21 protein-coding genes are annotated in these 23,504 nt (G+C 59.7%); 9 read left to right on the top strand and 12 right to left on the bottom strand.

What is annotated here, in order from left to right:
* Positions 1–69 precede the first annotated feature (69 nt).
* Entirely contained in the window at positions 70–444 is a 375-nt protein-coding gene (gene mvaT / locus P2T68_RS30005; protein WP_024077169.1) for a histone-like nucleoid-structuring protein MvaT, read from the bottom strand.
* 351 nt (positions 445–795) lie between these two features.
* Between mvaT and purU the strand changes: the two genes are divergently transcribed.
* The gene (gene purU, locus P2T68_RS30000) at positions 796–1,644 is read left to right on the top strand and encodes a formyltetrahydrofolate deformylase (protein WP_024077168.1); all 849 of its coding nucleotides are present in this window, start codon (positions 796–798) and stop codon (positions 1,642–1,644) included.
* A 126-nt stretch (positions 1,645–1,770) separates the two neighbouring features.
* Here the strand turns inward: purU and P2T68_RS29995 are convergent, their stop codons facing one another.
* From P2T68_RS29995 to P2T68_RS29980, 4 genes are all read right to left on the bottom strand, one after another.
* A complete protein-coding gene (locus P2T68_RS29995; RefSeq protein WP_277378666.1) occupies positions 1,771–2,871 on the bottom strand; it encodes a lysylphosphatidylglycerol synthase transmembrane domain-containing protein in 1,101 nt (366 codons plus the stop codon).
* The gene (locus P2T68_RS29990; RefSeq protein ID WP_024077166.1) at positions 2,868–3,611 is read right to left on the bottom strand and encodes a DUF2334 domain-containing protein; all 744 of its coding nucleotides are present in this window, start codon (positions 3,609–3,611) and stop codon (positions 2,868–2,870) included. The genes P2T68_RS29995 and P2T68_RS29990 overlap by 4 nt, the downstream gene beginning before the upstream one ends.
* On the bottom strand, positions 3,604–4,725 hold the full coding sequence (locus P2T68_RS29985; RefSeq protein ID WP_024077165.1) for a glycosyltransferase family 1 protein: 1,122 nt from the start codon (positions 4,723–4,725) through the stop codon (positions 3,604–3,606). The genes P2T68_RS29990 and P2T68_RS29985 overlap by 8 nt, the downstream gene beginning before the upstream one ends.
* Before the next feature lie 187 nt (positions 4,726–4,912).
* The gene (locus P2T68_RS29980; RefSeq protein WP_024077164.1) at positions 4,913–6,802 is read right to left on the bottom strand and encodes a methyl-accepting chemotaxis protein; all 1,890 of its coding nucleotides are present in this window, start codon (positions 6,800–6,802) and stop codon (positions 4,913–4,915) included.
* 204 nt (positions 6,803–7,006) lie between these two features.
* Here P2T68_RS29980 and P2T68_RS29975 point away from each other — a divergent pair, with 204 nt between their 5' ends.
* Positions 7,007–8,485, top strand: coding sequence for a helicase HerA-like domain-containing protein (locus tag P2T68_RS29975; RefSeq protein ID WP_024077163.1), 1,479 nt, complete (start codon positions 7,007–7,009; stop codon positions 8,483–8,485).
* Positions 8,486–8,489: 4 nt separating this feature from the next.
* Here the strand turns inward: P2T68_RS29975 and P2T68_RS29970 are convergent, their stop codons facing one another.
* A complete protein-coding gene (locus tag P2T68_RS29970) occupies positions 8,490–8,945 on the bottom strand; it encodes a DciA family protein (RefSeq protein WP_024077162.1) in 456 nt (151 codons plus the stop codon).
* 305 nt (positions 8,946–9,250) lie between these two features.
* On the opposite strand from P2T68_RS29970, the gene secA reads away from it, so the two are divergent.
* From secA to P2T68_RS29955, 3 genes are all read left to right on the top strand, one after another.
* Positions 9,251–11,986: a preprotein translocase subunit SecA gene (gene secA, locus P2T68_RS29965; protein ID WP_024077161.1), complete on the top strand. Its 2,736-nt coding sequence runs from the start codon at positions 9,251–9,253 to the stop codon at positions 11,984–11,986.
* A 124-nt stretch (positions 11,987–12,110) separates the two neighbouring features.
* Complete coding sequence (gene argJ, locus P2T68_RS29960) at positions 12,111–13,328, top strand: bifunctional glutamate N-acetyltransferase/amino-acid acetyltransferase ArgJ (protein WP_024077160.1); 1,218 nt, start codon at positions 12,111–12,113, stop codon at positions 13,326–13,328.
* 150 nt (positions 13,329–13,478) lie between these two features.
* Entirely contained in the window at positions 13,479–14,423 is a 945-nt protein-coding gene (locus tag P2T68_RS29955; RefSeq protein ID WP_024077159.1) for a Nudix family hydrolase, read from the top strand.
* A 126-nt stretch (positions 14,424–14,549) separates the two neighbouring features.
* Here P2T68_RS29955 and P2T68_RS29950 read toward each other — a convergent pair whose 3' ends face one another.
* Genes P2T68_RS29950 through P2T68_RS29940 form a run of 3 tightly spaced genes read right to left on the bottom strand, consistent with a single transcriptional unit; the run spans position 14,550 to position 18,130 of the window.
* On the bottom strand, positions 14,550–15,128 hold the full coding sequence (locus P2T68_RS29950; protein WP_024077158.1) for a cob(I)yrinic acid a,c-diamide adenosyltransferase: 579 nt from the start codon (positions 15,126–15,128) through the stop codon (positions 14,550–14,552).
* 2 nt (positions 15,129–15,130) lie between these two features.
* A complete protein-coding gene (locus P2T68_RS29945) occupies positions 15,131–17,167 on the bottom strand; it encodes an ATP-binding protein (protein ID WP_024077157.1) in 2,037 nt (678 codons plus the stop codon).
* A gap of 45 nt (positions 17,168–17,212) precedes the next feature.
* Entirely contained in the window at positions 17,213–18,130 is a 918-nt protein-coding gene (locus P2T68_RS29940) for a putative 2-dehydropantoate 2-reductase (protein WP_069077451.1), read from the bottom strand.
* 122 nt (positions 18,131–18,252) lie between these two features.
* On the opposite strand from P2T68_RS29940, the gene P2T68_RS29935 reads away from it, so the two are divergent.
* Positions 18,253–18,738 carry a YajQ family cyclic di-GMP-binding protein gene (locus tag P2T68_RS29935; RefSeq protein WP_003193880.1) on the top strand — a complete coding sequence of 162 codons (486 nt, stop codon included), beginning with the start codon at positions 18,253–18,255 and terminating at the stop codon, positions 18,736–18,738.
* Positions 18,739–18,873: 135 nt separating this feature from the next.
* A complete protein-coding gene (locus P2T68_RS29930) occupies positions 18,874–19,716 on the top strand; it encodes a mechanosensitive ion channel family protein (RefSeq protein WP_024077155.1) in 843 nt (280 codons plus the stop codon).
* Between the two features lie 192 nt (positions 19,717–19,908).
* On the opposite strand, the gene P2T68_RS29925 is transcribed toward P2T68_RS29930, so the two are convergent.
* Together P2T68_RS29925 and P2T68_RS29920 are read right to left on the bottom strand one after the other, a co-directional pair.
* Complete coding sequence (locus P2T68_RS29925) at positions 19,909–21,210, bottom strand: OprD family porin (RefSeq protein ID WP_024077154.1); 1,302 nt, start codon at positions 21,208–21,210, stop codon at positions 19,909–19,911.
* 184 nt (positions 21,211–21,394) lie between these two features.
* Positions 21,395–21,778 carry a hypothetical protein gene (locus P2T68_RS29920; protein WP_143036939.1) on the bottom strand — a complete coding sequence of 128 codons (384 nt, stop codon included), beginning with the start codon at positions 21,776–21,778 and terminating at the stop codon, positions 21,395–21,397.
* A gap of 174 nt (positions 21,779–21,952) precedes the next feature.
* Between P2T68_RS29920 and P2T68_RS29915 the strand changes: the two genes are divergently transcribed.
* Together P2T68_RS29915 and P2T68_RS29910 are read left to right on the top strand one after the other, a co-directional pair.
* Positions 21,953–22,378, top strand: coding sequence for an HIT domain-containing protein (locus tag P2T68_RS29915; protein ID WP_041161288.1), 426 nt, complete (start codon positions 21,953–21,955; stop codon positions 22,376–22,378).
* A gap of 3 nt (positions 22,379–22,381) precedes the next feature.
* The gene (locus P2T68_RS29910) at positions 22,382–22,588 is read left to right on the top strand and encodes a SlyX family protein (protein WP_024077152.1); all 207 of its coding nucleotides are present in this window, start codon (positions 22,382–22,384) and stop codon (positions 22,586–22,588) included.
* Between the two features lie 86 nt (positions 22,589–22,674).
* Here P2T68_RS29910 and P2T68_RS29905 read toward each other — a convergent pair whose 3' ends face one another.
* Positions 22,675–23,277, bottom strand: coding sequence for a cold-shock protein (locus P2T68_RS29905; RefSeq protein ID WP_024077151.1), 603 nt, complete (start codon positions 23,275–23,277; stop codon positions 22,675–22,677).
* Positions 23,278–23,504: the final 227 nt, after the last annotated feature.

Here is a 23,504-nt window from a genome sequence, read left to right as displayed (position 1 = left end):
AGGCAATAAAAAACGCCAGCAAGCTGGCGTTTTTAATGTGTCGCGTATCAGGCGCAAGCCTGGCAAGGCTTAGCCCAGCAGGGTAGCCCAACCTTCAACCACGTCAGCGCCCCACTTGGCTTTCCACTCTTTCAGCGTCTTGTGATTGCCGCCTTTGGTTTCAATCACTTCGCCGTTGTGTGGGTTTTTGTATTGCTTGACCTTACGAGCACGCTTGGTGCCGGTAGTTTTTACGGCGCCACGTGGTGCTTTAACTTTCGATTCTGGATCCAGCAGCGCAATGATGTCACGCAGGGATTTGGAGTATTCGCCCATCAGGGTGCGCAGTTTGCCTTCGAATTCCAGCTCGGTTTGCAGCTTGTCGTCTTGGGACAGGTTCTTCAAACGGGCTTGCAGTTCTTTGATAGCTTCTTCGGTGGCACGGTATTCGTTGATCAGAGACATGTGGACTACCTTATGTAGAGCGCTGATTGACAGGGATAGTGGCCCAATAATAGTCAGGCAATTTCATCAAGTAAACATTTAAGAATGCATTTATGTGAATTACTTTGAATGTTTGTGGCAAAGCGATGCAATTGAGTTAATTAGTAGAGGGTGCGGCTATAGATAATCTCGTTAATTTCCCTCGCAACTGCACGTGCTTGCCCATGCATCTTCATATAGCAGTGCTAAAACCTTACGCTATTAAGGGCTGTGGCCAGGCCGGGCTGTCAGAATAAGCCTCAAGGAATACTACAGTTTTTCTGCGTAATCGCTAGAATAGCGGCCTTTGCGAAGTTCTGGAGTTCCCCCCTAATGCGCACTTTTCGGCTGGTGATAGCTTGCCCGGACCGGGTTGGCATCGTTGCCAAAGTCAGTAACTTTCTGGCTTCCCACAACGGCTGGATCACCGAGGCGAGCCATCACTCGGACAATCTCAGCGGTTGGTTCTTCATGCGTCACGAAATTCGTGCCGATACGCTGCCCTTTGGTCTTGAAGCTTTTCGTGAGGCGTTTGCGCCGATCGCCGAAGAGTTTTCGATGACCTGGCGCATCACCGACACCGAGCAGAAAAAACGCGTGGTGCTGATGGCCAGCCGCGAATCCCACTGCCTGGCTGACTTGCTGCACCGCTGGCACAGCGATGAACTGGACTGTGAGATTGCCTGTGTGATCTCCAACCATGACGACCTGCGCAGCATGGTCGAGTGGCATGGCATCCCGTACTACCACGTACCGGTCAACCCACAGGACAAGGAGCCCGCGTTCGCCGAGGTCTCCCGCCTGGTCAAGCAGCATGACGCTGATGTGGTGGTACTGGCGCGCTATATGCAGATCCTGCCACCGGACCTGTGCCGCGAATACGCCGGCAAGGTCATCAATATCCACCACAGCTTCCTGCCGTCGTTCGTCGGTGCCAAGCCTTATCACCAGGCTTCCCTGCGTGGTGTGAAGTTGATTGGCGCAACCTGCCACTACGTGACCGAGGAACTGGACGCCGGCCCGATCATTGAGCAGGACGTGGTGCGTGTCAGCCATAGCGACAGCATTGAAGACATGGTGCGTTTCGGCCGCGACGTCGAGAAGATGGTGCTGGCCCGTGGCCTGCGTTATCACTTGGAAGACCGCGTGCTGGTGCACGGCAACAAGACGGTCGTGTTCTGATCATCGTGTTTTGATTGAACAAAGAAGGGCCTGGGCGTTAAATCGTCGCAGGCCCTTTTTATTGATCGGCATAAGAGGACAAGCCCATGACCGACCCGCTCGATAAAGCCACATCCAAGGCGCCCGCTACGTTGGGCGAGGGGTGTCTGAGTCGCTATGACCCGGATGCGCTGGATGCCGAGGATGGTACGGACTTCCCAGGGGCTGTCCAGTTATGGGAGCAGTTGCAGGAGCAACCTGCTTACCCTGAAAAAGACGCTTGAGCAGTGGTTTGCCAACCATCAGCACAAACACCGGCCCACCGGCCAACAGATAGAAGTAATAGGTCACCGCCCGCCAGATCAAAATCGCCGCCGCGGCGGTGGATTTGCCCACCATGGGCGCCAGCAAGGCCGCCGACGTCAGTTCCGCCGCGCCGGCACCGCCCGGTAACAGGCTGAATTGCCCCGCCGTCAAAGACAGCATCTGGATCAGGAAGCTCCAGGCCCACTGCACATCGCCGCCCAGCCCGCGTAGCGCCAGGTACAGCACGCTGTAACGCAATAGCCAATGCAGACTGGTCAGCGCGAACACTGCCACCAGTGTGTGCCAAGGCAGTTTCAGCGTGTCACTGAATGCCGCTAGAAAATGCAGCAGCCGGCGTGCCCAGCGCTGCCGTGTCGTGGCCCGAACCTTTAGGGCCTTGAGTGCCAGGCCTATCAGGCGAATCAGGCGCCGATGAAATCGCACCATGAGCAGGCAACTGACAACGCCCCCGGTCATCGATACGGCGCTGAGCCCCAGCAACCATTCCAGGCGTGGATTGAGGCTGTGGAACAGCGCGTACAACGCGATCCCCACCAGCGCACAAAGAAAAAACAGCAAGTCGCTCAACTGGTCCATGGCGAATACCGCGCTGCCGTGGGCCGGGCGTATACCGTGGCGTGCCAGCAAGGCCATCAAGGTCAGCGGCCCACCGCTGCCACCGGGTGTGGCGCACATGGCGAACTCAGTCGAGATCACCACCCCAAGGCATTTAAGTCGCCCCAACCGGCCACGGTGCATGCCCAGCAATAAGCGGATGCGCAGGCTGTTGATCAGCCAGCACAGGACAATCATGACAAACATCAGCAACAGCAGCGGCAAGGGGAATTGCCGAAGGCGCGTTATGGTTTCGCTGCCCCCCAATCCCACGGGAATCACCAGCGCGACCAGTAGGGCGAGCAACAGCCAGATCAATCGGCTCACGGTTGCATCGCCAGCCACGCGGCCTTGGTCAGTGGGGTGCGTCCGGCGTTCAACAGGCGTTGCAGGGTGTCCAGCCAATAACGGCGGGAAAACTCATGGCGCATGTCCACCGGGTGTAACCCCAGGCGAATGACCGGGGCTGTTTGCCAGTGTTGCTCACGTCGGTCGCTGAGGACTTTGGACAAGCCACGGCGCCAGGCGCTGCGCGCGCTCCACACCAGCCCCGGCGCATTGAGCGCGGTGAAGTCGGGCAGGCGATACAGGTGCTGCGGGTCGCTGGTGTAGCTCAGGGGTAATTGGCGTAGTGCCTGGCGAGTGCCCTGGCTCATCAGCCAGGCAGGGGCGACGAAACCCTGCAGCGGCCAGCCATTGCGTCGGAACACCTCGATGCCATCGGTAATACGCTGCAAGGCCTGGACCTGGGGCAGTTGGTAGAACTCGCCTTCATGGGTATAGACCCGGCGCATGAACCACTCTTTTGGCGAGCGCGGTGGCGGTTGATCGTCGCAATGGTAGTAGCCGTGCAACGTCAGTTCATCGCCCTTGGCGACGCGGGTGTCGAGCAACCGTCGGAAATCAGTGTGGGCGGCCAGGGCGTCACGATGATGAAAGTCCGGCACCACCAGCCAGGTCATCGGCACGGCGCCCAAGGCGTCGACAGCTTCGACGAATGGGCGATAGTCGGTCCAGGTGTGCGGCGCGACATCGTGCAGCACCAGTAAAACCGAGCGCTCAACCATGGGCGAGCATCGGTTTGTGGCGGCCCAGCACCGCGTAGTAATGACCCAGCAGGCTATCGACCACCGTGTCCCAGGCGTAATGCTGTTCGACATGGCGTCGTGCCTGCTCCCCCAGGCGCCGACTATCGGTGCCGAACAACTCGCGCACGGCATCGGCCATCGCTTTGGGGTGGTTGGGCGCGCAGAGCAGGCCGCAGCGCTCGTCGACAATCTCAGTGAACGCACCGGCCGCCACGGCAACGACCGGGATACCGCAGGCCATGGCCTCCAGGATCACCAGGCCGAAGGTTTCCTGGTCTCCGGCATGCAGCAGCGCGTCGGCACTGGCCATCAACCGGGCGACATGGAGGGCGGGGCGGAACCCATCGATCACCGTGACGTTGTCCGGTACGCTGGCCGGCATGCCAGAGCCCACTAACAGTAAGTGGTAGCCATCCCCCAGGCGCTTCATGCACTTGAGCAGCACCGGCAGGTTTTTTTCCTTGGAACCTCGCCCGGCGAAGATCAGCAGGCGGGTGTCTTCATCAATCCCCAGTTCGGCGCGCAAGCCGGGGTCGCGCACGGCCGGCGTGAAGGTCTGCAGGTCGACACCCAGCGGCTGCACGAACACATTCCTGACCCCAAGCCCGATGAGCTTGTCGGCCATCACTTGGCTCGGCGCCAATACCCGATCGAAATTGCCGTAGAGCTTGCTGACATACGCCTCGACATTAGGGGTAAACCAAGGCCCCATGCGGTTGCTCACCAGCAGCGGTAAATCGGAATGGTAGAAGCCGATGACCGGCACATCCAGCTGGCGCCGCGCATCCAGTGCCGCCCAGGCGGTCAGGTAGGGATCGCCAACTTCGATCAGATCGGGCTGTAAGTCATGCAGGACATTTCGCCAGGGCGCGAGCCGAAGGGGGAAGCGATAGCCTTTGCCGAAGGGCAGGGCAGGCGCCGGCACCTTGAAGATCCCATCCTGTTCGCTCAAGTGCGCACCGGGGATCAACAGGCTGTGGCGAATGCCGGGCTTGAGCGCCAGACGCCGATGCTTGGCGTCGAGATAAGTGCGTACGCCACCGCTGGCAGGGGCGTAGAACATGGTTATGTCCGCAATGTGCACGATGAACATCCCTCCTATCCGTTGCTCTCCTAACGTGGACCTGAGGTAAGGATAGATGTTCGATCGAGATTGGGGATGCACGGTGCGATCGAGTTTGAACAGCGTCAGTGTGGGAGCGGGTTCACTCGCGATAGCCGTGGTTCAGTCAATACGTCACCGACTGATGCTGCGCTATCGCGAGCGAGAGGGCTGCCTGTCAGATGCGGAAACTACCCACCAGTTGCTTCAGCCGCGCCGCCTGCTGTTCCAGGTCCGAGCACGCGCGCAGGGTTGATTGCAGGTTTTCCACGCCTTCCTGGTTAAGCGTATTGATCTCGGTGATGTCCATGTTGATCGACTCCACGACCGACGTCTGCTCCTCGGTGGCGGTGGCGACGGACTGGTTCATCCCGTCGATCTCACCGATGCGCTGGGTCACGCTGTTCAAGCGTTCGCCGGCCAGGTTGGCGATTTCCACACTGTCGAGGCTGTGGCGCTGGCTTTCGCTCATGGTGCTGACCGAGTCTCGGGCGCCGATTTGCAGCTCCTCGATCATGGTCTGCACCTGCTGCGCCGACTCTTGGGTGCGATGCGCGAGGTTGCGCACCTCATCGGCGACCACCGCAAACCCGCGTCCGGCTTCCCCGGCACGCGCCGCTTCAATGGCGGCGTTGAGTGCCAGCAGGTTGGTTTGCTGGGAAATACTGGTGATTACCTCAAGAATCTGGCCGATATTCACCGTCTTGCTGTTAAGTGCTTCGATATTGCTGCTTGAAGTGCTGATCATCGCGGACAGCTGGGTCATCGCCTTGATGTTGCGATCAACCACCTGTTGACCGTCTTCGGCCAACTGCCGCGCATCGCTGGCCTGGTTGGATGCTTGCGCAGCGTTGCGGGCGATTTCCTGGGCCGCGGCCCCTAGCTCGTTGATGGCGGCGGCAACGCTGTTGGTACGGTTGGCCTGCTCGTCGGAGTTGACCATTGACGAGTTGGAGGCGCTGACCACCCGCAGGGCCACTTCGTTGACGTGCTCGGTGGCCGAGGACACTTCGCGAATCGATGTATGAATGCGTTCCACGAAGCGGTTGAACGCATTCCCCAGGATGCCGAACTCGTCGTGGTTCTGGATGGTCAGCCGGCGGGTCAGGTCACCCTCACCGTCGGCGATGTCCTGCATGGCACGGGTCATCACGTGCAGCGGTTGCATCAAGACGCGAATCAGCATGCCCAGCAGGGCGATGATGATCACCACGGCAATGACGGTAGCGATGACGGCCGAGGTACGGAATTCGCTGAGCATGGCGAAGGATTTGTCTTTATCCACCGAAATACCCAGGTACCAGTTCACCGATGGCAGCCCTTTGATTGGCGTGAAGGTCACGATGTTGTCTTTGCCATTGGCTTGGACCTCACTGAAATCACCGCTGATTTTGGGTGTGTGTGTCGGGTAGACGTCCGCCAGGGTCTTCATCACCAGGTTTTTGTCCGGGTGCACCAACACTTTGCCGTCGGCGCTGACCAGGAACGCATAGCCCATGCCGCCGAAGTTCAAGGCTGCGATGTTGTCCACCAGGGTTTGCAGGCTCAGGTCGCCGCCGACCACGCCGATGCTCTGGCTGCCCTTGGCGCTGGGGGTGGCGATGGAGATGATCAATTGCCCGGTTGCGGCATCGATGTAGGGTTCGGTCAGGGTCGAACCGTTGCTGTTCTGGGCGCCTTTGTACCAGGGGCGAACGCGCGGGTCGAAGCCGTCCGGCATCTTGGTGTCGGGACGGATGGTGAAGGCGCCTTTGCTGTCGCCCACGTAGGTCGCCATGAATGCAGAGGTCAGGGCTTTCTGTTCCAGCAGGCTGGCAACCACGCTTGGTTCGGGATTGATGGCGATGTTTTGCGCAGCGTTTTCCACCAGCGCAATGCGCCCGGTGAGCCAGGTTTGAATGTTGCTGGCGGTGACATCGCCCATTTCATGCAGGTAGTTATTCAGGTCGTCGCGAATCGCATTGCGTTGCAGGTAGTCGTTGTAGAGGGTAAACAGCGCGAAGGCGGCAATGACGATAAGGGAGGCTGCAAGCAGGATTTTATGGCTGAAACGCAGATTTTTATTCATGGCTTGAAGGGTCCGCTAAGGTCTTTATATCCGAAGCGCGTCCTTGTGGGAGGCGCAAAATGGCAGTGTCAAAAAAGGTGTGATACTTCTTGGCGATAGCTCTGTGGGTCCCTGTAGGAACTATCTGACCTATTTTTAGACTTTGTGGGTCTCACATCTGCCTGTATCGACTGGCGGCACGAAAGATTAACCATAGGTGACGAAATGCCTGATTCCTCGCAACTCCTTATTGGTGCCGGTCCCGACGACCAGCCCATCGCCCAGGCCATGCGCCTGGCCAACCGCCACGGGTTGATTGCTGGCGCCACCGGCACGGGCAAGACCGTCACGCTGCAACGCCTGGCCGAAGCGTTCAGTGATGCGGGCGTGGCGGTATTTGCCGCCGATATAAAGGGTGACCTCTGTGGCCTGGGCGCTGCGGCGAACCCGCAGGGCAAGGTGGCCGAACGCATCGCCGGCATGCCCTTTCTTCATTACACGAGCAAAGCGTATCCGGTCACGCTGTGGGACATTCATGGCCAGTCTGGTCATCCCTTGCGCACCACTATCAGCGAAATGGGCCCGCTGTTGCTCGGCAGCCTGCTGGAGTTGACGGACAGCCAGCAGTCGGCGCTCTACGCGGCATTCAAGGTGGCAGATCGCGAAGGCCTGTTGCTGCTGGACCTCAAGGACCTCAAGGCACTGCTCAACCACCTGCGCTATCACCCGGAACTGCTGGGGGAAGATGCCGCGCTGATGACCACGGGTTCCAGCCAGGCATTGTTGCGGCGCCTGGCGGTGCTGGAGCAGCAGGGGGCCGAAGCCTTGTTTGGCGAGCCGGCCCTGCAGCTTGAGGATATTTTGCAGCCTGCCAGCGACGGACGCGGACGCATCCACTTGCTGGACGCCAGCCGCCTGGTGCATGACGCGCCGAAGGTCTATGCGACCTTTCTGCTGTGGCTGCTCGCTGAGTTGTTTGAGCAACTGCCGGAGCGCGGCGATGCGGACAAACCGCTGCTGGCGCTGTTTTTTGACGAGGCCCACTTATTATTCGCCGACACGCCCAAGGCCTTGCAGGACCGCCTGGAACAAGTGGTTCGATTGATTCGCTCCAAGGGGGTGGGGGTGTATTTCGTCACCCAATCCCCTGGCGATTTGCCTGATGCGGTGCTGGCGCAACTGGGCCTGCGTATCCAGCATGGGTTGCGTGCGTTCACCACTAAGGAGCAGAAATCCCTGCGAGCGGTGGCGGACGGCTTTCGCCCCAACCCGGCGTTCGATGCCTTGGCGGTCCTGACGGAGTTGGGTACGGGCGAGGCATTGGTGGGCACCTTGCAGGAAAAAGGCACACCGGAAGTCGTCCAGCGCGTGTTGGTCGCACCGCCACAATCGCGGATCGGGCCGCTCAGTGACGGTGAACGTGCCGCCTTGGTCGCCAGTTCGCCGTTGCAAGGCCGTTATGACAAGCCGATTGATCGAGAGTCGGCCTATGAAGTACTGATGGCGCGCAAGGAATTGGGGCCTGCCGAGGCGTCCACGCCTGCAGCCCAGGAGCCGAGCTTTACCGATAAGGCCGGTGCGTTCCTGGGGACCGCGGCGGGCAAGGCGCTCAAGTCCGCCATGCAGCAAGCCGCCAATCAGATGGGACGGCAATTGGTGCGGGGCTTGTTGGGGTCTTTACTGGGGGGGAGCAAGCGCAAATAACGGATCAGGGCTTGGGCTTGGCATGCGCGGCCAGGCGCTCCAGTGCCGCGCGCAAGCCCGGGTCGCTGATGCCGTCGGCCGTGGCTTGAATGGTCTCGGCCGCGTTCACCGATAAATTGATTGTGTGCCCGACCGCGCCTTGCTGCACGGTCGGCGGCTGCACCTTGAACTGGATCCGCGTCAGGCTGGCGAACTCATCGAAGGCCATCAATTGCCGTTGCAGGCGTTTTTGCTGATAGCGCAGGCGTGTCGCCCAATGGCCATCTGTGACAATTAGCAGCAGGTTGCCTTCGCGCCAGGAGGCCACATGACAGTGTTCCCGCGCGGCAGGTTGCAGCTGGGTTTCAAGCAGGCGTTGCAAATGGCCCAAGCGTTGCGCATGGCCGAAGATGGCTTTCAACGGCTTGGCTTCGCGAAGCAACACGCTGGGCGCGCGGGCTGTAAGAGGGCGAAATGCCATGATTAGACACCTAAAGTAACAGAGCGGCCATCTTAGCAGAATCCGCCCAGGCACCCCCAGGCAATGCATTGGCGAGGCTTTACCCGTGAAATCAATAGATAACTTCTGGGCTCCATGGGTTGAAGTTCCAGCAAAAGCCCTTATTTTAAACAAGCCCTCTCACAGCACCATGCCAGCATCGGGGAACAACGCCACTTTCCTCACCCACGATTCCGGGTAGAATGCGCGTTCGCATGCGGCCGTGAGGGCTGCTCGGGCCACTCACGGTGCGCCCTCCATCCCTATGTGTGGAAGAACCTGCCGATATGTTTGCGCCTTTGTTAAAGAAACTTTTTGGAAGCAAGAATGAGCGCGAAGTCAAACGCATGCTCAAGACGGTGCAGCTGGTCAATGCCTTCGAAGAGCAGATGGTTGCCCTTTCGGACGAGCAATTGCGCGCCAAGACCGAAGAGTTCAAGGCCCGCATAGCCAAAGGTGAAACCCTCGACAAGCTGCTCCCCGAAGCCTTTGCGGTTGCCCGTGAAGCCGGTAAGCGCGTCATGGGCATGCGCCACTTCGACGTCCAGTTGATCGGCGGCATGACCTTGCATGAAGGCATGATTGCCGAAATGCGTACCGGTGAAGGCAAGACCCTGGTGGCGACCCTGGGTGTTTACCTCAACGCACTGTCCGGCAAGGGCGTGCATGTTGTGACGGTGAACGACTACCTGGCCCGCCGGGACGCCAACTGGATGCGCCCGCTGTATGAATTCCTCGGCCTGACCGTCGGTGTCGTGACGCCGTTCCAACCGCCGGAAGAAAAACGCGCGGCCTACGCTGCCGACATCACCTACGGTACCAACAACGAATTCGGCTTCGACTACCTGCGCGACAACATGGCGTTCAGCATGGAAGAAAAATTCCAGCGTGAACTCAACTTTGCCGTCATCGACGAAGTCGACTCCATCCTCATCGACGAAGCCCGTACCCCGCTGATCATCTCCGGCCAGGCCGAAGACAGCTCGCGCCTGTACACCGAGATCAACAAGTTGATCCCGCGCCTGGAGCAGCACATCGAGGAAGTGGAAGGCGTGGTGACCAAAGAAGGTCACTTCACCATCGACGAGAAGACCCGCCAGGTCGAACTCAACGAAGCCGGCCACCAGTTCGTCGAAGACATGCTGACCCAGATCGGCCTGCTGGCCGAGGGCGAAAGCCTGTACTCGGCACACAACCTGGGCCTGTTGACCCACGTGTATGCTGGCCTGCGCGCCCACAAGCTGTTCCATCGCAACGTCGAATACATCGTCCAGGACGGCCAGGTCGTACTGGTTGACGAACACACCGGCCGTACCATGCCGGGTCGTCGTCTGTCCGAAGGCCTGCACCAGGCCATCGAAGCCAAGGAAATGCTCAACATCCAGGCTGAAAGCCAGACGTTGGCGTCCACGACTTTCCAGAACTACTTCCGTCTGTACAACAAGCTGTCCGGCATGACCGGTACCGCCGACACCGAAGCGTTCGAGTTCCACCAGATCTACGGTCTGTCGGTGGTGGTCATTCCGCCGAACAAGCCATTGGCGCGTAAAGACTTCAACGACCTGGTGTTCCTGACCGCCGAAGAGAAATACGCGGCGATCATCAATGACATCAAGGACGGCATGGCCCAGGGTCGTCCGATCCTGGTGGGTACCGCCACCATCGAGACTTCCGAGCATGTGTCCAACCTGCTCAACAAGGAAGGCATCGAGCACAAGGTCCTCAACGCCAAGTTCCACGAAAAAGAAGCCGAGATCATCGCCCAGGCCGGCCGCCCAGGCGCGCTGACCATCGCCACCAACATGGCCGGTCGTGGTACCGACATCCTGTTGGGCGGCAACTGGGAAGTGGAAGTTGCGTCCCTGGACAACCCGACCCCTGAGCAGATCGCCCAGATCAAGGCCGACTGGCAGAAACGCCACCAGGCGGTGCTGGAGTCCGGTGGCCTGCAGGTGATCGCTTCCGAGCGCCACGAGTCGCGCCGTATCGACAACCAGCTGCGTGGTCGTGCCGGTCGTCAGGGTGACGCCGGTTCCAGCCGTTTCTACCTGTCGCTGGAAGACAGCCTGATGCGTATCTTCGCCTCGGATCGGGTGAAGAACTTCATGAAGGCCCTGGGCATGCAGTCCGGTGAAGCGATCGAGCACCGCATGGTGACCAACGCCATCGAGAAGGCCCAGCGCAAGGTAGAAGGTCGTAACTTCGACATTCGTAAGCAACTGCTCGAGTTCGATGACGTCAACAACGAACAGCGTAAAGTGATCTATCACATGCGTAACACGTTGCTGGCCGCCGACAACATTGGCGAGACCATTGCCGATTTCCGCCAGGACGTGCTCAACGCCACCGTCAGCGCGCACATTCCGCCACAGTCCCTGCCTGAGCAGTGGGATGTTGCCGGTCTGGAAGCTGCGTTGAAGAGCGACTTCGGTGTTGACTTGCCGGTCCAGCAATGGCTCGACGAAGACGACCACCTGTACGAGGAAACCCTGCGCGAGAAGCTCATGACCGAGCTGCTGGCCGCGTACAACGAGAAAGAAGAGCAGGCGAGCGCCGAAGCCCTGCGTACTTTCGAAAAACAAATCGTACTGCGCGTGCTGGATGACCTGTGGAAAGACCACCTGTCGACCATGGACCACCTGCGTCATGGCATCCACCTGCGTGGCTATGCCCAGAAGAACCCTAAGCAGGAGTACAAGCGCGAGTCGTTCACGCTGTTCTCCGAGCTGCTGGATTCGATCAAGCGCGATTCGATTCGCGTGTTGTCCCACGTCCAGGTGCGTCGCGAAGATCCGGTCGAGGAAGAAGCTCGCCTGCGCCAGGAAGCCGAGGCCTTGGCTGCGCGCATGCAATTCCAGCATGACGAAGCGCCAGGTCTCGAGGCTCCTGAGGTGTTGGGCGAGGAGGTCGATGTGGCCCTGGCCCAGACCCCCGTGCGCAACGAGCAGAAGCTGGGCCGTAACGAGCTGTGCTGGTGCGGTTCGGGCAAGAAGTACAAACACTGCCACGGCGAAATCAACTAAGATTTTCGCCTGACGCTGCAACACCCCGCGCCGCGACCGGCATCAGCCGTCGCGGCGTTTTGCCATTAATTCCTACCGTCGAACGCGACGGCACAGACATCACCTATTTTTAAGGAGCGCATTCATGGCTGTTGGTCTTGGTCCTTTGCCCACTTTGCACCCGGTTGCCGGTTTTGAACTCGGTATCGCTTCGGCCGGCATCAAACGCCCGGGGCGCAAGGATGTGGTGGTGATGCGCTGTGCCGAAGGCTCGACCGTCGCTGGTGTGTTCACCCTCAACGCCTTCTGCGCCGCGCCGGTGATCCTGGCCAAGCAGCGCGTGGCCGGCCCGATTCGTTACCTGTTGACCAACACTGGCAATGCCAACGCCGGCACCGGTGAACCTGGCCTGGTCGCCGCCGCCCGCACTTGCGCCAAGCTGGCGCAACTGACCGGCGTGGACGCCAGCCAGGTACTGCCGTACTCCACCGGCGTGATCGGCGAGCCGCTGCCCGTGGAAAAAATCGAAGCGGCCCTGCAAGCCGCGTTGGATGACCTGTCTGTGGATAACTGGGCGGCCGCCGCCACTGGCATCATGACCACCGACACCCTGCCCAAAGGTGCGAGCCGCCAATTCGTGCACGAAGGCGTGACGGTCACCGTGACCGGCATCAGCAAAGGTGCGGGCATGATTCGCCCGAACATGGCCACCATGCTCGGCTACATTGCCACCGACGCCAAAGTTTCCCGCGATGTGCTGCAACGCCTGATCCTGGATGGCGCCAACAAGTCGTTCAACCGCATCACCATTGATGGCGATACCTCCACCAACGATTGCTGCATGCTGATCGCCACTGGCCAAGCCAACCTGCCGCAAATCACCGAAGCCAACGGGCCTCTGTTTACTGCATTGAAGCAGGCGGTGTTCGAAGTGTGCATGGACGTGGCCCAGGCCATCGTGCGTGACGGCGAAGGCGCAACCAAGTTCGTCACGGTTGAAGTCAACGGCGGCGGCAACCACCAGGAATGCCTGGATGTCGGTTATACCGTGGCCCATTCGCCACTGATCAAGACCGCACTGTTCGCCTCCGACCCGAACTGGGGGCGTATCCTCGCCGCCGTCGGTCGTGCCGGCGTGCCGGACCTGGATGTGAGCAAGATCGACGTGTTCCTCGGCGACGTATGCATCGCCAGCGGTGGCGCGCGCGCCGAGACCTACACCGAAGCCCAGGGCTCGGCGGTGATGCAGCAGGAAGAAATCACCATCCGCATCGAACTGGGGCGTGGTAACTGCAGCGAAACCATCTGGACCACCGACCTGTCCCACGAATACGTGAAGATCAATGCGGAATACCGCACCTGAAAACGAACGTTACCTTGTAGGCGCGAGCTTGCTCGTGAAGAACGTCAACGATAACGCGGACATTCTGGATGCACGCGGTGCCTGGGCGTTTTTCGCGAGTAGGCTCGCTCCTGCAAAGGGCAGCTCAAAGCTTGTAAGGGAGACAGTGGCGTGAAACGAGTGCATGTAGCAGCAGCGGTGATCCGCGGCGTCGATGGCAGGATCCTGCTGGCGCGCCGCGCCGATACCCAGCATCAGGGCGGTCTCTGGGAGTTTCCTGGCGGCAAGGTGGAGGCCGACGAGTCGGTCGCCACCGCGCTGTCCCGCGAGTTGCAGGAAGAGCTGGGTATCCAGGTCACCACGGCGCGGCCACTGATCAAGGTGCAGCATGACTACCCGGACAAGCAGGTGTTGCTGGATGTCTGGGAAGTCTCGGCCTTTACCGGCGAGCCCCATGGTGCTGAAGGGCAGCCGCTGGCGTGGGTGGCCCAACGGGATTTGCTCAACTATGAGTTTCCGGCAGCCAATGCGCCGATCGTTGCTGCCGCACGCCTGCCCGCCGAATACCTGATCACCCCGGGCGAGCTGGAAACCCCGACATTGTTGCGTGGTATCCAGAAAGCCATTGCCGGTGGCGTCAAACTGGTTCAGTTGCGTGCCCCCAACGGTTATGACCCCAAGTACCGTGACCTTGCGGTGGACGCAGTGGGGCTGTGCGCCGGTAAGGCGCAGTTGATGCTCAAGGGGCCGTTTGAATGGCTGGGGGATTTTCCGGCGGCCGGCTGGCACATGACCGCCGCGCAACTGCGCAAATACGCGAGCAAGGGCCGCCCGCTGCCCAAGGATCGTTGGCTGGCGGCTTCCTGCCACAACGCCGAAGAACTGGCGCTGGCGGAAATGATGGACGTGGATTTTGTCACGCTGTCGCCCGTGCAGCCGACCCAGACCCATCCTGATGCCCAACCGTTGGGCTGGGAACTGGCGGCAGAGTTGATCCGTGGGTTCAGCAAACCGGTGTTTCTGTTAGGCGGGGTTGGGCCTGCGCAGCGGGAGCAGGCGTGGGAAGCCGGCGCTCAAGGTGTCGCAGGGATTCGGGCGTTCTGGCCTGAGCTTTGATGGTGCTCTGAAGGGCCCTATCGGGGGCAAGCCCCCTCCCACATTCGACCGAGTTCCAACTTTGGAATGTGATCAACATGTGGGAGGGGGCACCCCGATGAGGCCCAATCAGTCACCGAATCATCATCAGTGCGGCTTCGCCGCCGCCTGCCACAACACTTCTGCAACACCCTGGCGCTTGGCAATCACCCGCGCCGCCACAAACAGCAAATCCGACAGCCGATTGATATACGCCAACCCCACCCCTTCCAACGGCTCTACAGCATTCAGATGCTGACAGCGCCGCTCGGCACTGCGCGCCAGGCTGCGGCATACATGGGCCTGGGCAATCAGCGCTGAACCACCAGGCAAGATAAAGTTTTCCAGCGGTCCGACTTCCTCGTTCCAGCGATCAATCGCTGCTTCCAGCCGATCAACTTCCGCTGCATTCAGTGCCTTGTACTCCGGCATCGCCAACTCGCCGCCCAGATCGAACAATCGATGCTGGCAAGGCGTAAGCACCTCGATCACGTCCTGTAAGCCTGGATGCTGCCCGCCGAGTGCTTCGAGATACGCCAGCAGCAACCCCAACTGACTGTTCAGCGTATCGACTTCGCCAATGGCTTCCACCCGTGGGTGGTCCTTGGGCACGCGGCGACCGTCGCCGAGGCCGGTTTCACCCTGGTCGCCGGTACGGGTGTAAATCTTCGACAGGCGAAAGCCCATGGTCAGTGCTCCAGTTGGGTAAGTTCAGCGGGGGACAATTGGCTGCCCGCCAGGGGCAGGCGCAAGGTGAAGCAGGTACCTTGGCCCAGGGTGGAGTGCACCTCCATCTGGCCCTTATGGTTGTTGGTGATGATGAAGTACGACACCGACAGCCCAAGCCCGGTGCCCTGGCCGATCTCCTTGGTGGTGAAGAATGGCTCGAACGTGCGTTTGCGCACGTTTTCGCTCATGCCGATACCGTTGTCTTCCACCTGGATTTCGGCCCAGGGCGGATTAAGGCGAGTGCGCAGGATGATGCGTCCCGGCTCGCGATCGTCCCCGCGCAGGTGAATGGCCTGGGCTGCGTTTTTCAGCAGGTTGAGCAACACCTGCTCCAGCTCGTTGGCGGTGCCGGGCACCGGGCCCAGTTGCGGGTCGAATTGGCGGATGATCGCCTGGCCCTTGAAGTCGAAGCCGATGGCGAGGTCGAAGTCATTACCGGCAATTTCCACGGCCTGGTCGATCAGGGCTGGTAGGTCGCAAGGCGCCATTTGCCGATTGCTGCGGCGGCTGAAGCTGAGCATATGGGTCACGATCTTCGCCGCCCGCGCGCCGGCTTGCTGGATGCCGTCGAGCAGCTGCGGCACTTCGCGGCTTTGCAGGTAACGGTTGACCGTGTCCAGGTCGATGCCAACCTGCTCGGCCTGTTCCAGGTTCTTGGGCAGGTCGGGCGACAAGCGGCGGCGGATGTTTTGCACGTTATGCAGGATCGCTCCCAGCGGGTTGTTGATCTCATGGGCCATGCCGGCCGCGAGCCCGCCGACGGAAAGCATTTTTTCCGACTGCACCATCATTTCTTCCAGGGACAGGCGCTGGGTGATGTCATCGATGCGGATCACCACGCCGCGCCCGGCACCGCCCGTCAGCGGGTAGAAGGTCAGGGCGTAATGCTTGGGCTCATCGTCCTTGATCCAGGTGACCCGCTCGATGCGTTCCACCGTGTGTTGCTCGACGGTAGCCTTGATTTGCGGCAGGTATGGCTTGAGGGGTTGGAAGGCGAGGTAGATCGGCTGGTTCAAGGCTTCGTCGAGGCGCGTACCGGAAAGCGCGCTGGCTTCCTGGTTCCACTGGGTGACATAGAGCTGCTCATCCAGGGCGATCAGCGCCGACGGCATGGAGTCGATGATACTGTTCAGGTAATTCTGGAAACCGGTGAGTTTTTTCTCGATCTTGCTGCGCACCTGGACTTCCAGTTCCAGCTTGCGGTTGGTGTGGCGCGTCTCCTCGGCCAGGCCCTGGGCCTGGGAATAGGCGGCCTGGGAGTCGTCCCGCGCGCGCTTGAGCTGCTGTTCGCGGGCTTCGATACGCGACAGCATGGTATTGAAGGCCTCGGCCAGGCTGCCGATTTCATCGCGGTTGCCGCGGCCGGCGCGCAGGGCGTAGTTCTCTTCGCGGGTGACCTGGCGGGACAGCTCTTCCAGCTCATGGATGGGGCGCGTGATCAAGCGTTTGATCTGCCGGGCGATGACCAGCCACAGCAGTACGCTGAAAATCAGGATACCCAGGCTGGCGGTCAGCGTACCGGTGTAGAACGCCACCGGCAGCTCACTGCTGGCCACCAGCAGCAAATGCCCGGATGGCTGGCCCGCGCGAGGCAGGGTGATCACCTGGTTGCTGCGGAATTCAGTGACCCGCCAGGCCTCGATATGCCGGTAGCTGTCCGGCAAGTGCAGGCGGTCGCCATGTTGCATCTGCGCCAGGCGGTTGCCTTCGCCGTCGTACAGTGCGGCGGCGCGCAGCGGCGAATAGCTGGTCAGTTCATTGAGCAGGGCGTCGGCCTTGGCTGGAGATTCCAAGGCTTCGGCGGCGAGTGCCGGGTTGGACACCAGCCGACCGATGGCCTGCAAGGCCTGGGGCGCCATGCTTTCCTGGGAAATCCAGTAGGCGGCGCTGATAAAGGTCAGGTTGGCCACCAGCAATACAGTGGTCAGCAGCACCAGTAGGGCGGCCAGCAGCTTTTGCCCCACCGGGAGATTTTCGAGACGCTGGCGCAGTGGCATCAGTTTTCCACAGGTAATAGACAAGTGGGCAGGGTAGCGCGTGCCTCAGTCGCTGGGCAATCCGCGTGCAATCAACTGCTCGACCAGGCGCATCTGTACCTGTTGCAAGTGCGGCAGGACCAATTGATGACGGTTGGCCGCCTGGCACGCATAGCCCAGCAGGTAGCTGATTTCGGTGCGCCGCGCGTTGGCCACGTCCTGGTACATCGAGGAGTAATTGGCGGCCGTGGCCTGGATCACTCGCTCTACCTCACTGTGCAGATCTTGCGCGGCGGCAGGCTGGCCGCAGCATTCGAGCAGCTCGCTCAGTTCGGCGCACAGGGTCGCGACTTCACACTGATGTGCCTGCAGGCCGCCATTTCGGCATTGGTACAGCACCGTCAGCGGGTTGATCGCGCAATTGAGCGCGAGTTTGCGCCACAGGCGGGTGAGGATGTCCGTGCTCCATTCGTGGGGGATGCCCGCAGCCTGCAGGTCATCCAGCCATAGCGGTGGAGTGGGGTGCTGAGCGTCGCCCAGCCAGGTGTAGCCATGCCCGGCGAATACCACGCGCCAGTCGCCGTCGCGAAACGCGCCTTCGGTGCTGGAGGCGAAGATGCAACGCGCCTGGGGCAGTTGCGCCGCGACGGCGTCCTGGCTGCCCAGGCCGTTTTGCAAGAGGATCAGTTCGGCGTCCGGTACCAGTCGATGCTGCAACCGGGCGATGGCACCCTGGGCGTCGTAGGCTTTGCACGCCACCAGCAGACGATGAATCGGCCCGGGGCTGTCGGGTGTTTCGCCGATCACAGGGTAGGTGTGTGCTACGCCTTGCTCCACCAGGGTCAGCCCTGGCCCCGCCTGGTAGCTGGCCAGGCGCGCCTCATCGCGCAGGATCAGCCTCACGGGCACGCCGGCGCGCGTCAGGCGGGTGGCCCAGAGTGTGCCGAGGCTGCCGGCGCCGAGAATGTGCCAAGGGGTCGACATCAGTTTGTGCTCCGTAGGGGCGCCCACGGTGAATGGGGCGAAAGAACCGCTATAATGCCCCGGCATTTTAGCTCGGCGCGCTCCATCTTTACTGAGCCCGCCCTTTATATTGGAGAAATGACATGCCTTCGTTCGACGTGGTATCCGAACTGGACAAACACGAAGTCACCAACGCCGTCGAGAACGCCGTCAAGGAACTGGACCGCCGCTATGACTTGAAAGGCAAGGGCAGCTTCGAATTCAAGGAAAAGGAACTGACTGTCAACTTGACCGCTGAAGCCGATTTCCAGCTGGAAGCGATGATCGAGATCCTCAAGCTGGCCCTGGTCAAGCGCAAGATCGACGTGCAGTGCCTTGAAGTCAAGGACGCCTACGCCTCCGGCAAGCTGATGAAGCAGGAAGCCGTGCTCAAGGAAGGCATCGACAAGGAGCTGGCGAAGAAGATCGTCGCCCATATCAAGGATGCCAAGCTGAAAGTCCAGGCTGCCATCCAGGGTGAGCAGGTGCGTGTCACCGGCAAGAAGCGTGACGACCTGCAAGAGGCAATCGCGGCCCTGCGCGCCAAGACATTCGACATGCCGCTGCAGTTCAATAACTTCCGCGACTGATGGCACTTCGGGGAACCTGCGGGCGTTTTCGACGTCCCACGCCCCAGAACCCACGCCTGCACTTGAGCCCTACGGGGCTCATTTGTGTTTCTAGGCCGTCAATAAGCCGCACATCCGCCACACAGGAGAAGCTACATGGATTTAAACGCTGAAATGGATCACTTGATCAAGACGTCGCAGTCGTGGATCCCGATGATCATGGAATACGGCAGCCGGGTGTTGCTGGCGGTGATCACCCTGGCCATTGGCTGGTGGCTGATCAACGTATTGACCCACCGAGTGGGCCGCCTGCTGGCCATGCGTAACGCGGACCTGGCGCTGCAGCACTTCATCACCAGCCTTGCGAACATTGCACTGAAAGTCATGCTGATCGTCAGCGTGGCCTCGATGATCGGCGTGGCAACCACCTCGTTCGTCGCGGCTATCGGTGCGGCTACCCTGGCCATCGGCCTGGCATTGCAAGGCAGCCTGGCCAACTTCGCCGGCGGGGTGCTGATTCTGTTGTTCCGTCCGTTCCGTATCGGCGACTGGATCGAAGCCCAGGGCACCGCCGGTACCGTCGACAGCATCCAGATCTTCCACACCGTGCTGCGCACCGGCGACAACAAGACCGTGATCGTGCCGAACGGCATCCTGTCCAATGGCATTATCACCAACACCAACCGTCAGCCGACCCGCAAGGTGGTGTTCGATGTGGGGGTGGATTACGAGGCCGATCTGCAAAAAGCCCGCGAAGTGCTGCTGGAGCTGGCGAAAGATCCGCGCGTGCTGGCTGACCCTGCGCCTGTTGCCGTGGTGTCGACCCTGGGTGACAGCTCAATCACTGTTTCTCTGCGTTGCTGGACCAATACCCCGGATTATTGGGATGTAGTGTTCATGCTTAATGAACTGTCGCGTGACCGTTTAAAGGCAGCCGGGATTGATATTCCATTTCCGCAGCGAGTTATACGAGTCATGCAAGAGGCTGCGCCGAAGTAAGCGAAAGCGTCATGTTTAACTTGGCCGAAAGGTCAGGTTAAACGTGTCAGCTTAATCTCGTTAGTTAGCTTGCTAGTTATTTATTCGCTGAAGTAAAACTGCAATAAAAAAGCCGCCCCCCTGGCTAGCAGAGGGGCGGCTTTTTTTGTTTAAGGCCGAAGCCTTAAGTCATCGTTGTAATCAAACGCTTAATTACAAGATGTTCAGCGGGTATTGCGCGATCAGACGCAGTTCGTCGATCGACGCCGAACCGTAGTACACGCCGTCAGACGAACGATAGGTCGCTTGACGGACGCGCAGGCTCAGGTCTTTGGCTGGGCCGCTCTGGATCACGTATTTGGCTTCGATGTCGCGTTCCCACTCTTTACCGTTCGAAGTGGTGCCAGTGTTGGCGCCGCTGCCGTTGACGTAACGAGTCATGAAGCTCAGGCCTGGCACGCCGAAGGTGGCCATGTTCAGGTCGTAGCGAGCTTGCCAGGATTTCTCGTCTTCAGCGTTGAAGTCGGAACGGGCGATGGAGTTGGCCAGGAAAATCGTGCCGCCGCCGTCTACGCCGTAACCGTAGTCGCCGTCACCGCTAACTTTCTGGTAGGCGAGGGTAAAGGTGTGAGCGCCGAGGGTATAGGCGCCCTGCAAGCTGTAGGCACGGTTATCCAGCTTGGTGGTGCCGTCTTTTTCTGCGCGTTGCAGGCCGGCGCCGTCGCTTTTGGTGCTGTAGATGTTGAAGTCGACAGCCAGGGACTGATCATCGCTAAGCGCGTGGGTCCAGTTCACGTTGGCGTAGAGTTTCTTCCAGTAGTCTTCCACTTTCGAGTAGTAGAGGCTGGTAGTGAACTCAGGGGTCCAGGAGTACACGCCGCCTACGAAGTTGGCGTCGCGCAGGCCAGTACCGGTACCCGGCTCGGAGCTTGCGATACTGTCCTTGTAGGTGTGGTCCTGGGCAACGATCGAGGTGAAGTGACCGGCTTCCAGTTTCAGGCCCTTGATCTCGTTGCTGGTGAGCGAGATACCTTGTGGCAGTTCTGGCAGGAGGCGGCTGTCATCGGATGCGAATACCGGGGCGGTGGTGTACTGGTCGCCCACTTTCAGGACCGTATCGGAAATACGGAACTTGATGGCTGCGCCACCCTTGGAGTAATCATCCTGCGCACGACCGTCGGAGCCGTTAGGGAACAGGCCGGTACCGGCACGGCCCTTGCCGCTGTCGAGTTTGATGCCCAGCAAACCAATGGCATCGACACCGACACCGATGGTGCCTTGGGTGTAACCCGAGCTGAACAGACCGTGGAAGCCGAGACCGGTTTCTTCGCGACGGCTTTGAGTGCCTGGCGCGTTGTTACGGAAGTCACGGCTGAAGTACAGGGTACGAGTCAGGATACTGGCTGTGCTGTCCTCGATAAAGCCCTTGGAATCGTCCTGGGCGGACGCCATTGCGAACTGCGAGGTGCCTGCTGAAACAGCCAGGGCGATCATGCTCCACTTCATCACGCGCATCGTGATTTGCTCCTTTGGTTTAGGAAGAGTACTGCCGTCCCACCTGTATTTTTATCTGGGCGGCTCTTTCTTTTTTGTGTCGGCGTAAAGTTATATCACGCAGACCGTATTGACGATACTTGTCCAACTATCCTTTCAGCTTCTTTACGAGGCTGTCGTAAATTGCTAGCTCCATGTCGCAAATTCACAGTCCGAATGTAACTGGACTGACAACTTCAATGCTGTTTTCAAACCCTTCAATAGTTTGGAGTCTTCCTTGATTCGCATTGAAACGCTGTTGTTCTTTTCGCGAAACACCTGCTTCCGAACGGGTGTCGTTGCCGACGATATGGGTGTGAATGCAACAAGCGCGCCCAAATCGGTAACTGAATGTCATTTTTTCGTGAAAATCGTTACTGCCCTGTAAAAACCGCATAAGCACGGGCTTTTTACGCCCTTTGGTTTGGTCTTGACGGCCGCGCATGACATCAGTGCGGTGGTACAAAAAACCTGTGCCTGCGCAAAACGTTACCGGTTCACCCCGATGAGTGGGTACTTGGCGGATCTCTTTGAGGCACAAGTGGGTCATTTTGGTGCGTTCCGGTGAGGCCCGTTCTAGCGTAGCTCATATATTCGCTTGCTTCGAAAAGGTGCAGGTTTTTTTGTCGGACCGTGCCGACGCTTCCTGCATTCGCCGTGAAGCCGCGAACAATCAACGGTATGCTGGGTACCTGAACTTGACCTGCCGAACGGAGTGCCCGTGGTGTTCGCCTTAGACCAACGCTTGCAACAAGACACACTGGCCCTCGGGGACTTCCCGCTGTGCCGCCTGCTGCTGTCCAATGACTCGAACTACCCATGGTTCATTCTGGTACCGCGTATCAACGGTATCAGCGAAGTGTTTCAGCTGGATGTCGCAGATCAACGAATCCTATGGGAAGAAACCACGGCCCTGGCGCAGTTGCTCAACGAAGGCTTGATGGCCGACAAGATGAATATTGGTGCGCTGGGCAACGTCGTCAGCCAGTTGCATGTGCATGTGATCGTACGCAGGCGCGATGACGCGGCATGGCCGGCTCCGGTTTGGGGCAAGCATCCGGCGCAGCCGTACACTGAACAACAGGTAGCGGCTATTCGCGCGCGCATGCGTGAGTTGTTGCCTGCCGACTTTATTTTTGCGCAGGACTGAACCATGGATCTGCAAGACCGTGTGACGGACCTGGAAAGCCGCTTGGCCTTCCAGGACGACACCATCGAGACGCTCAACGATATCCTGGTGACCCAGCAGCGCGCGGTTGAACGCCTGCAGCTTCAGATGGCGGCGCTGCTCAAGCGCCAGGAAGAAATGGGCGGCCAGTTCGAAACCTCCGAAGAGGAGGCTCCACCGCCTCACTATTAATTGGCCCACCCTTAATAGTCGCGCATAAAAAACCGCGATCCAGCCTAGCTGGATCGCGGTTTTTTTTTTTGCAGCGCGGGCTGAAATCAGCGACGTGGCAGGGCAGCGATCACGTCTTCGGCTTGCAGACCTTTGTCTCGATTCATGACGGAGAATTCCACACGCTGACCTTCGACCAGAACGCGATGGCCTTCGCCACGGATGGCCCGGAAGTGGACGAAGATATCGTCGCCCGAATCGCGGGAAATAAAGCCGAAGCCTTTGGACGTGTTGAACCACTTGACGGTCCCGGTATCCCGATTGGTCATGTCGTAGTTTTGCGACGCGGCCGCAGGGGACGAACGGTAGAAGCTGATGGCCAGGTGAAGAACGATGGCGACCAGCGCAATGACCAGGCTGAGCAGGATGGCCGGGTGGCCGCCGACTTCAGGCATGGGTGCCAGGAGGGTGAGGGTTTGGACCACAACGGTCAGCACCAACAGCGCACTGACGAGGTTTTGCAGTTGATGACGCATGCCTTTGTTCCAGTACGGAATCACGGGCGCCAGCGTCAGGTTAAGAAGGCCGAACAAGGCCAGGTACAGAGCGTCATGTTGTTGCAGGTAGGGCAGGCTTTCAGGCTGCAGGCTCGGGATAAAGGACAGCAGCAAAGCTGCAACGCCCGTTAGCAGGTGGACGATTTTCAACATTTTGATTAACTCACGTTAAGACGGATCACAAGGAAGAGCTGACTGGCACGGTTCGCTTCTGAACAATGGGAGGCGTTGAGCACGTGCACGGGTATCAGCCTATGCGCTGGCCGAAGAAAATAACGGCAGCGACACGCTGCCTATTTAACAGCAAAGGCTGTGCCTACTCAAATCAAGCATTTCCAGGCATTGCAAGGGGTGTGGCATTTCTGCGTCAAACGCTTGTC

It is taken from the genome of Pseudomonas sp. G11 (genome assembly GCF_029457515.1).
GTDB lineage: Bacteria > Pseudomonadota > Gammaproteobacteria > Pseudomonadales > Pseudomonadaceae > Aquipseudomonas > Aquipseudomonas gorinensis.
This window is presented reverse-complemented; position numbering and strand designations above follow the sequence as displayed.

What these genes read in the sequence shown, in the direction of transcription:
- mvaT (WP_024077169.1), bottom strand. Translation starts at nt 444, where the DNA reads ATGTCTCTGATCAACGAATACCGTGCCACCGAAGAAGCTATCAAAGAA.
- purU (WP_024077168.1), top strand. Translation starts at nt 796, where the DNA reads ATGCGCACTTTTCGGCTGGTGATAGCTTGCCCGGACCGGGTTGGCATC.
- P2T68_RS29990 (WP_024077166.1), bottom strand. Translation starts at nt 3,611, where the DNA reads ATGGTTGAGCGCTCGGTTTTACTGGTGCTGCACGATGTCGCGCCGCAC.
- P2T68_RS29985 (WP_024077165.1), bottom strand. Translation starts at nt 4,725, where the DNA reads ATGTTCATCGTGCACATTGCGGACATAACCATGTTCTACGCCCCTGCC.
- P2T68_RS29980 (WP_024077164.1), bottom strand. Translation starts at nt 6,802, where the DNA reads ATGAATAAAAATCTGCGTTTCAGCCATAAAATCCTGCTTGCAGCCTCC.
- P2T68_RS29975 (WP_024077163.1), top strand. Translation starts at nt 7,007, where the DNA reads ATGCCTGATTCCTCGCAACTCCTTATTGGTGCCGGTCCCGACGACCAG.
- P2T68_RS29970 (WP_024077162.1), bottom strand. Translation starts at nt 8,945, where the DNA reads ATGGCATTTCGCCCTCTTACAGCCCGCGCGCCCAGCGTGTTGCTTCGC.
- secA (WP_024077161.1), top strand. Translation starts at nt 9,251, where the DNA reads ATGTTTGCGCCTTTGTTAAAGAAACTTTTTGGAAGCAAGAATGAGCGC.
- argJ (WP_024077160.1), top strand. Translation starts at nt 12,111, where the DNA reads ATGGCTGTTGGTCTTGGTCCTTTGCCCACTTTGCACCCGGTTGCCGGT.
- P2T68_RS29950 (WP_024077158.1), bottom strand. Translation starts at nt 15,128, where the DNA reads ATGGGCTTTCGCCTGTCGAAGATTTACACCCGTACCGGCGACCAGGGT.
- P2T68_RS29945 (WP_024077157.1), bottom strand. Translation starts at nt 17,167, where the DNA reads ATGCCACTGCGCCAGCGTCTCGAAAATCTCCCGGTGGGGCAAAAGCTG.
- P2T68_RS29940 (WP_069077451.1), bottom strand. Translation starts at nt 18,130, where the DNA reads ATGTCGACCCCTTGGCACATTCTCGGCGCCGGCAGCCTCGGCACACTC.
- P2T68_RS29935 (WP_003193880.1), top strand. Translation starts at nt 18,253, where the DNA reads ATGCCTTCGTTCGACGTGGTATCCGAACTGGACAAACACGAAGTCACC.
- P2T68_RS29930 (WP_024077155.1), top strand. Translation starts at nt 18,874, where the DNA reads ATGGATTTAAACGCTGAAATGGATCACTTGATCAAGACGTCGCAGTCG.
- P2T68_RS29925 (WP_024077154.1), bottom strand. Translation starts at nt 21,210, where the DNA reads ATGCGCGTGATGAAGTGGAGCATGATCGCCCTGGCTGTTTCAGCAGGC.
- P2T68_RS29920 (WP_143036939.1), bottom strand. Translation starts at nt 21,778, where the DNA reads ATGACCCACTTGTGCCTCAAAGAGATCCGCCAAGTACCCACTCATCGG.
- P2T68_RS29910 (WP_024077152.1), top strand. Translation starts at nt 22,382, where the DNA reads ATGGATCTGCAAGACCGTGTGACGGACCTGGAAAGCCGCTTGGCCTTC.
- P2T68_RS29905 (WP_024077151.1), bottom strand. Translation starts at nt 23,277, where the DNA reads ATGTTGAAAATCGTCCACCTGCTAACGGGCGTTGCAGCTTTGCTGCTG.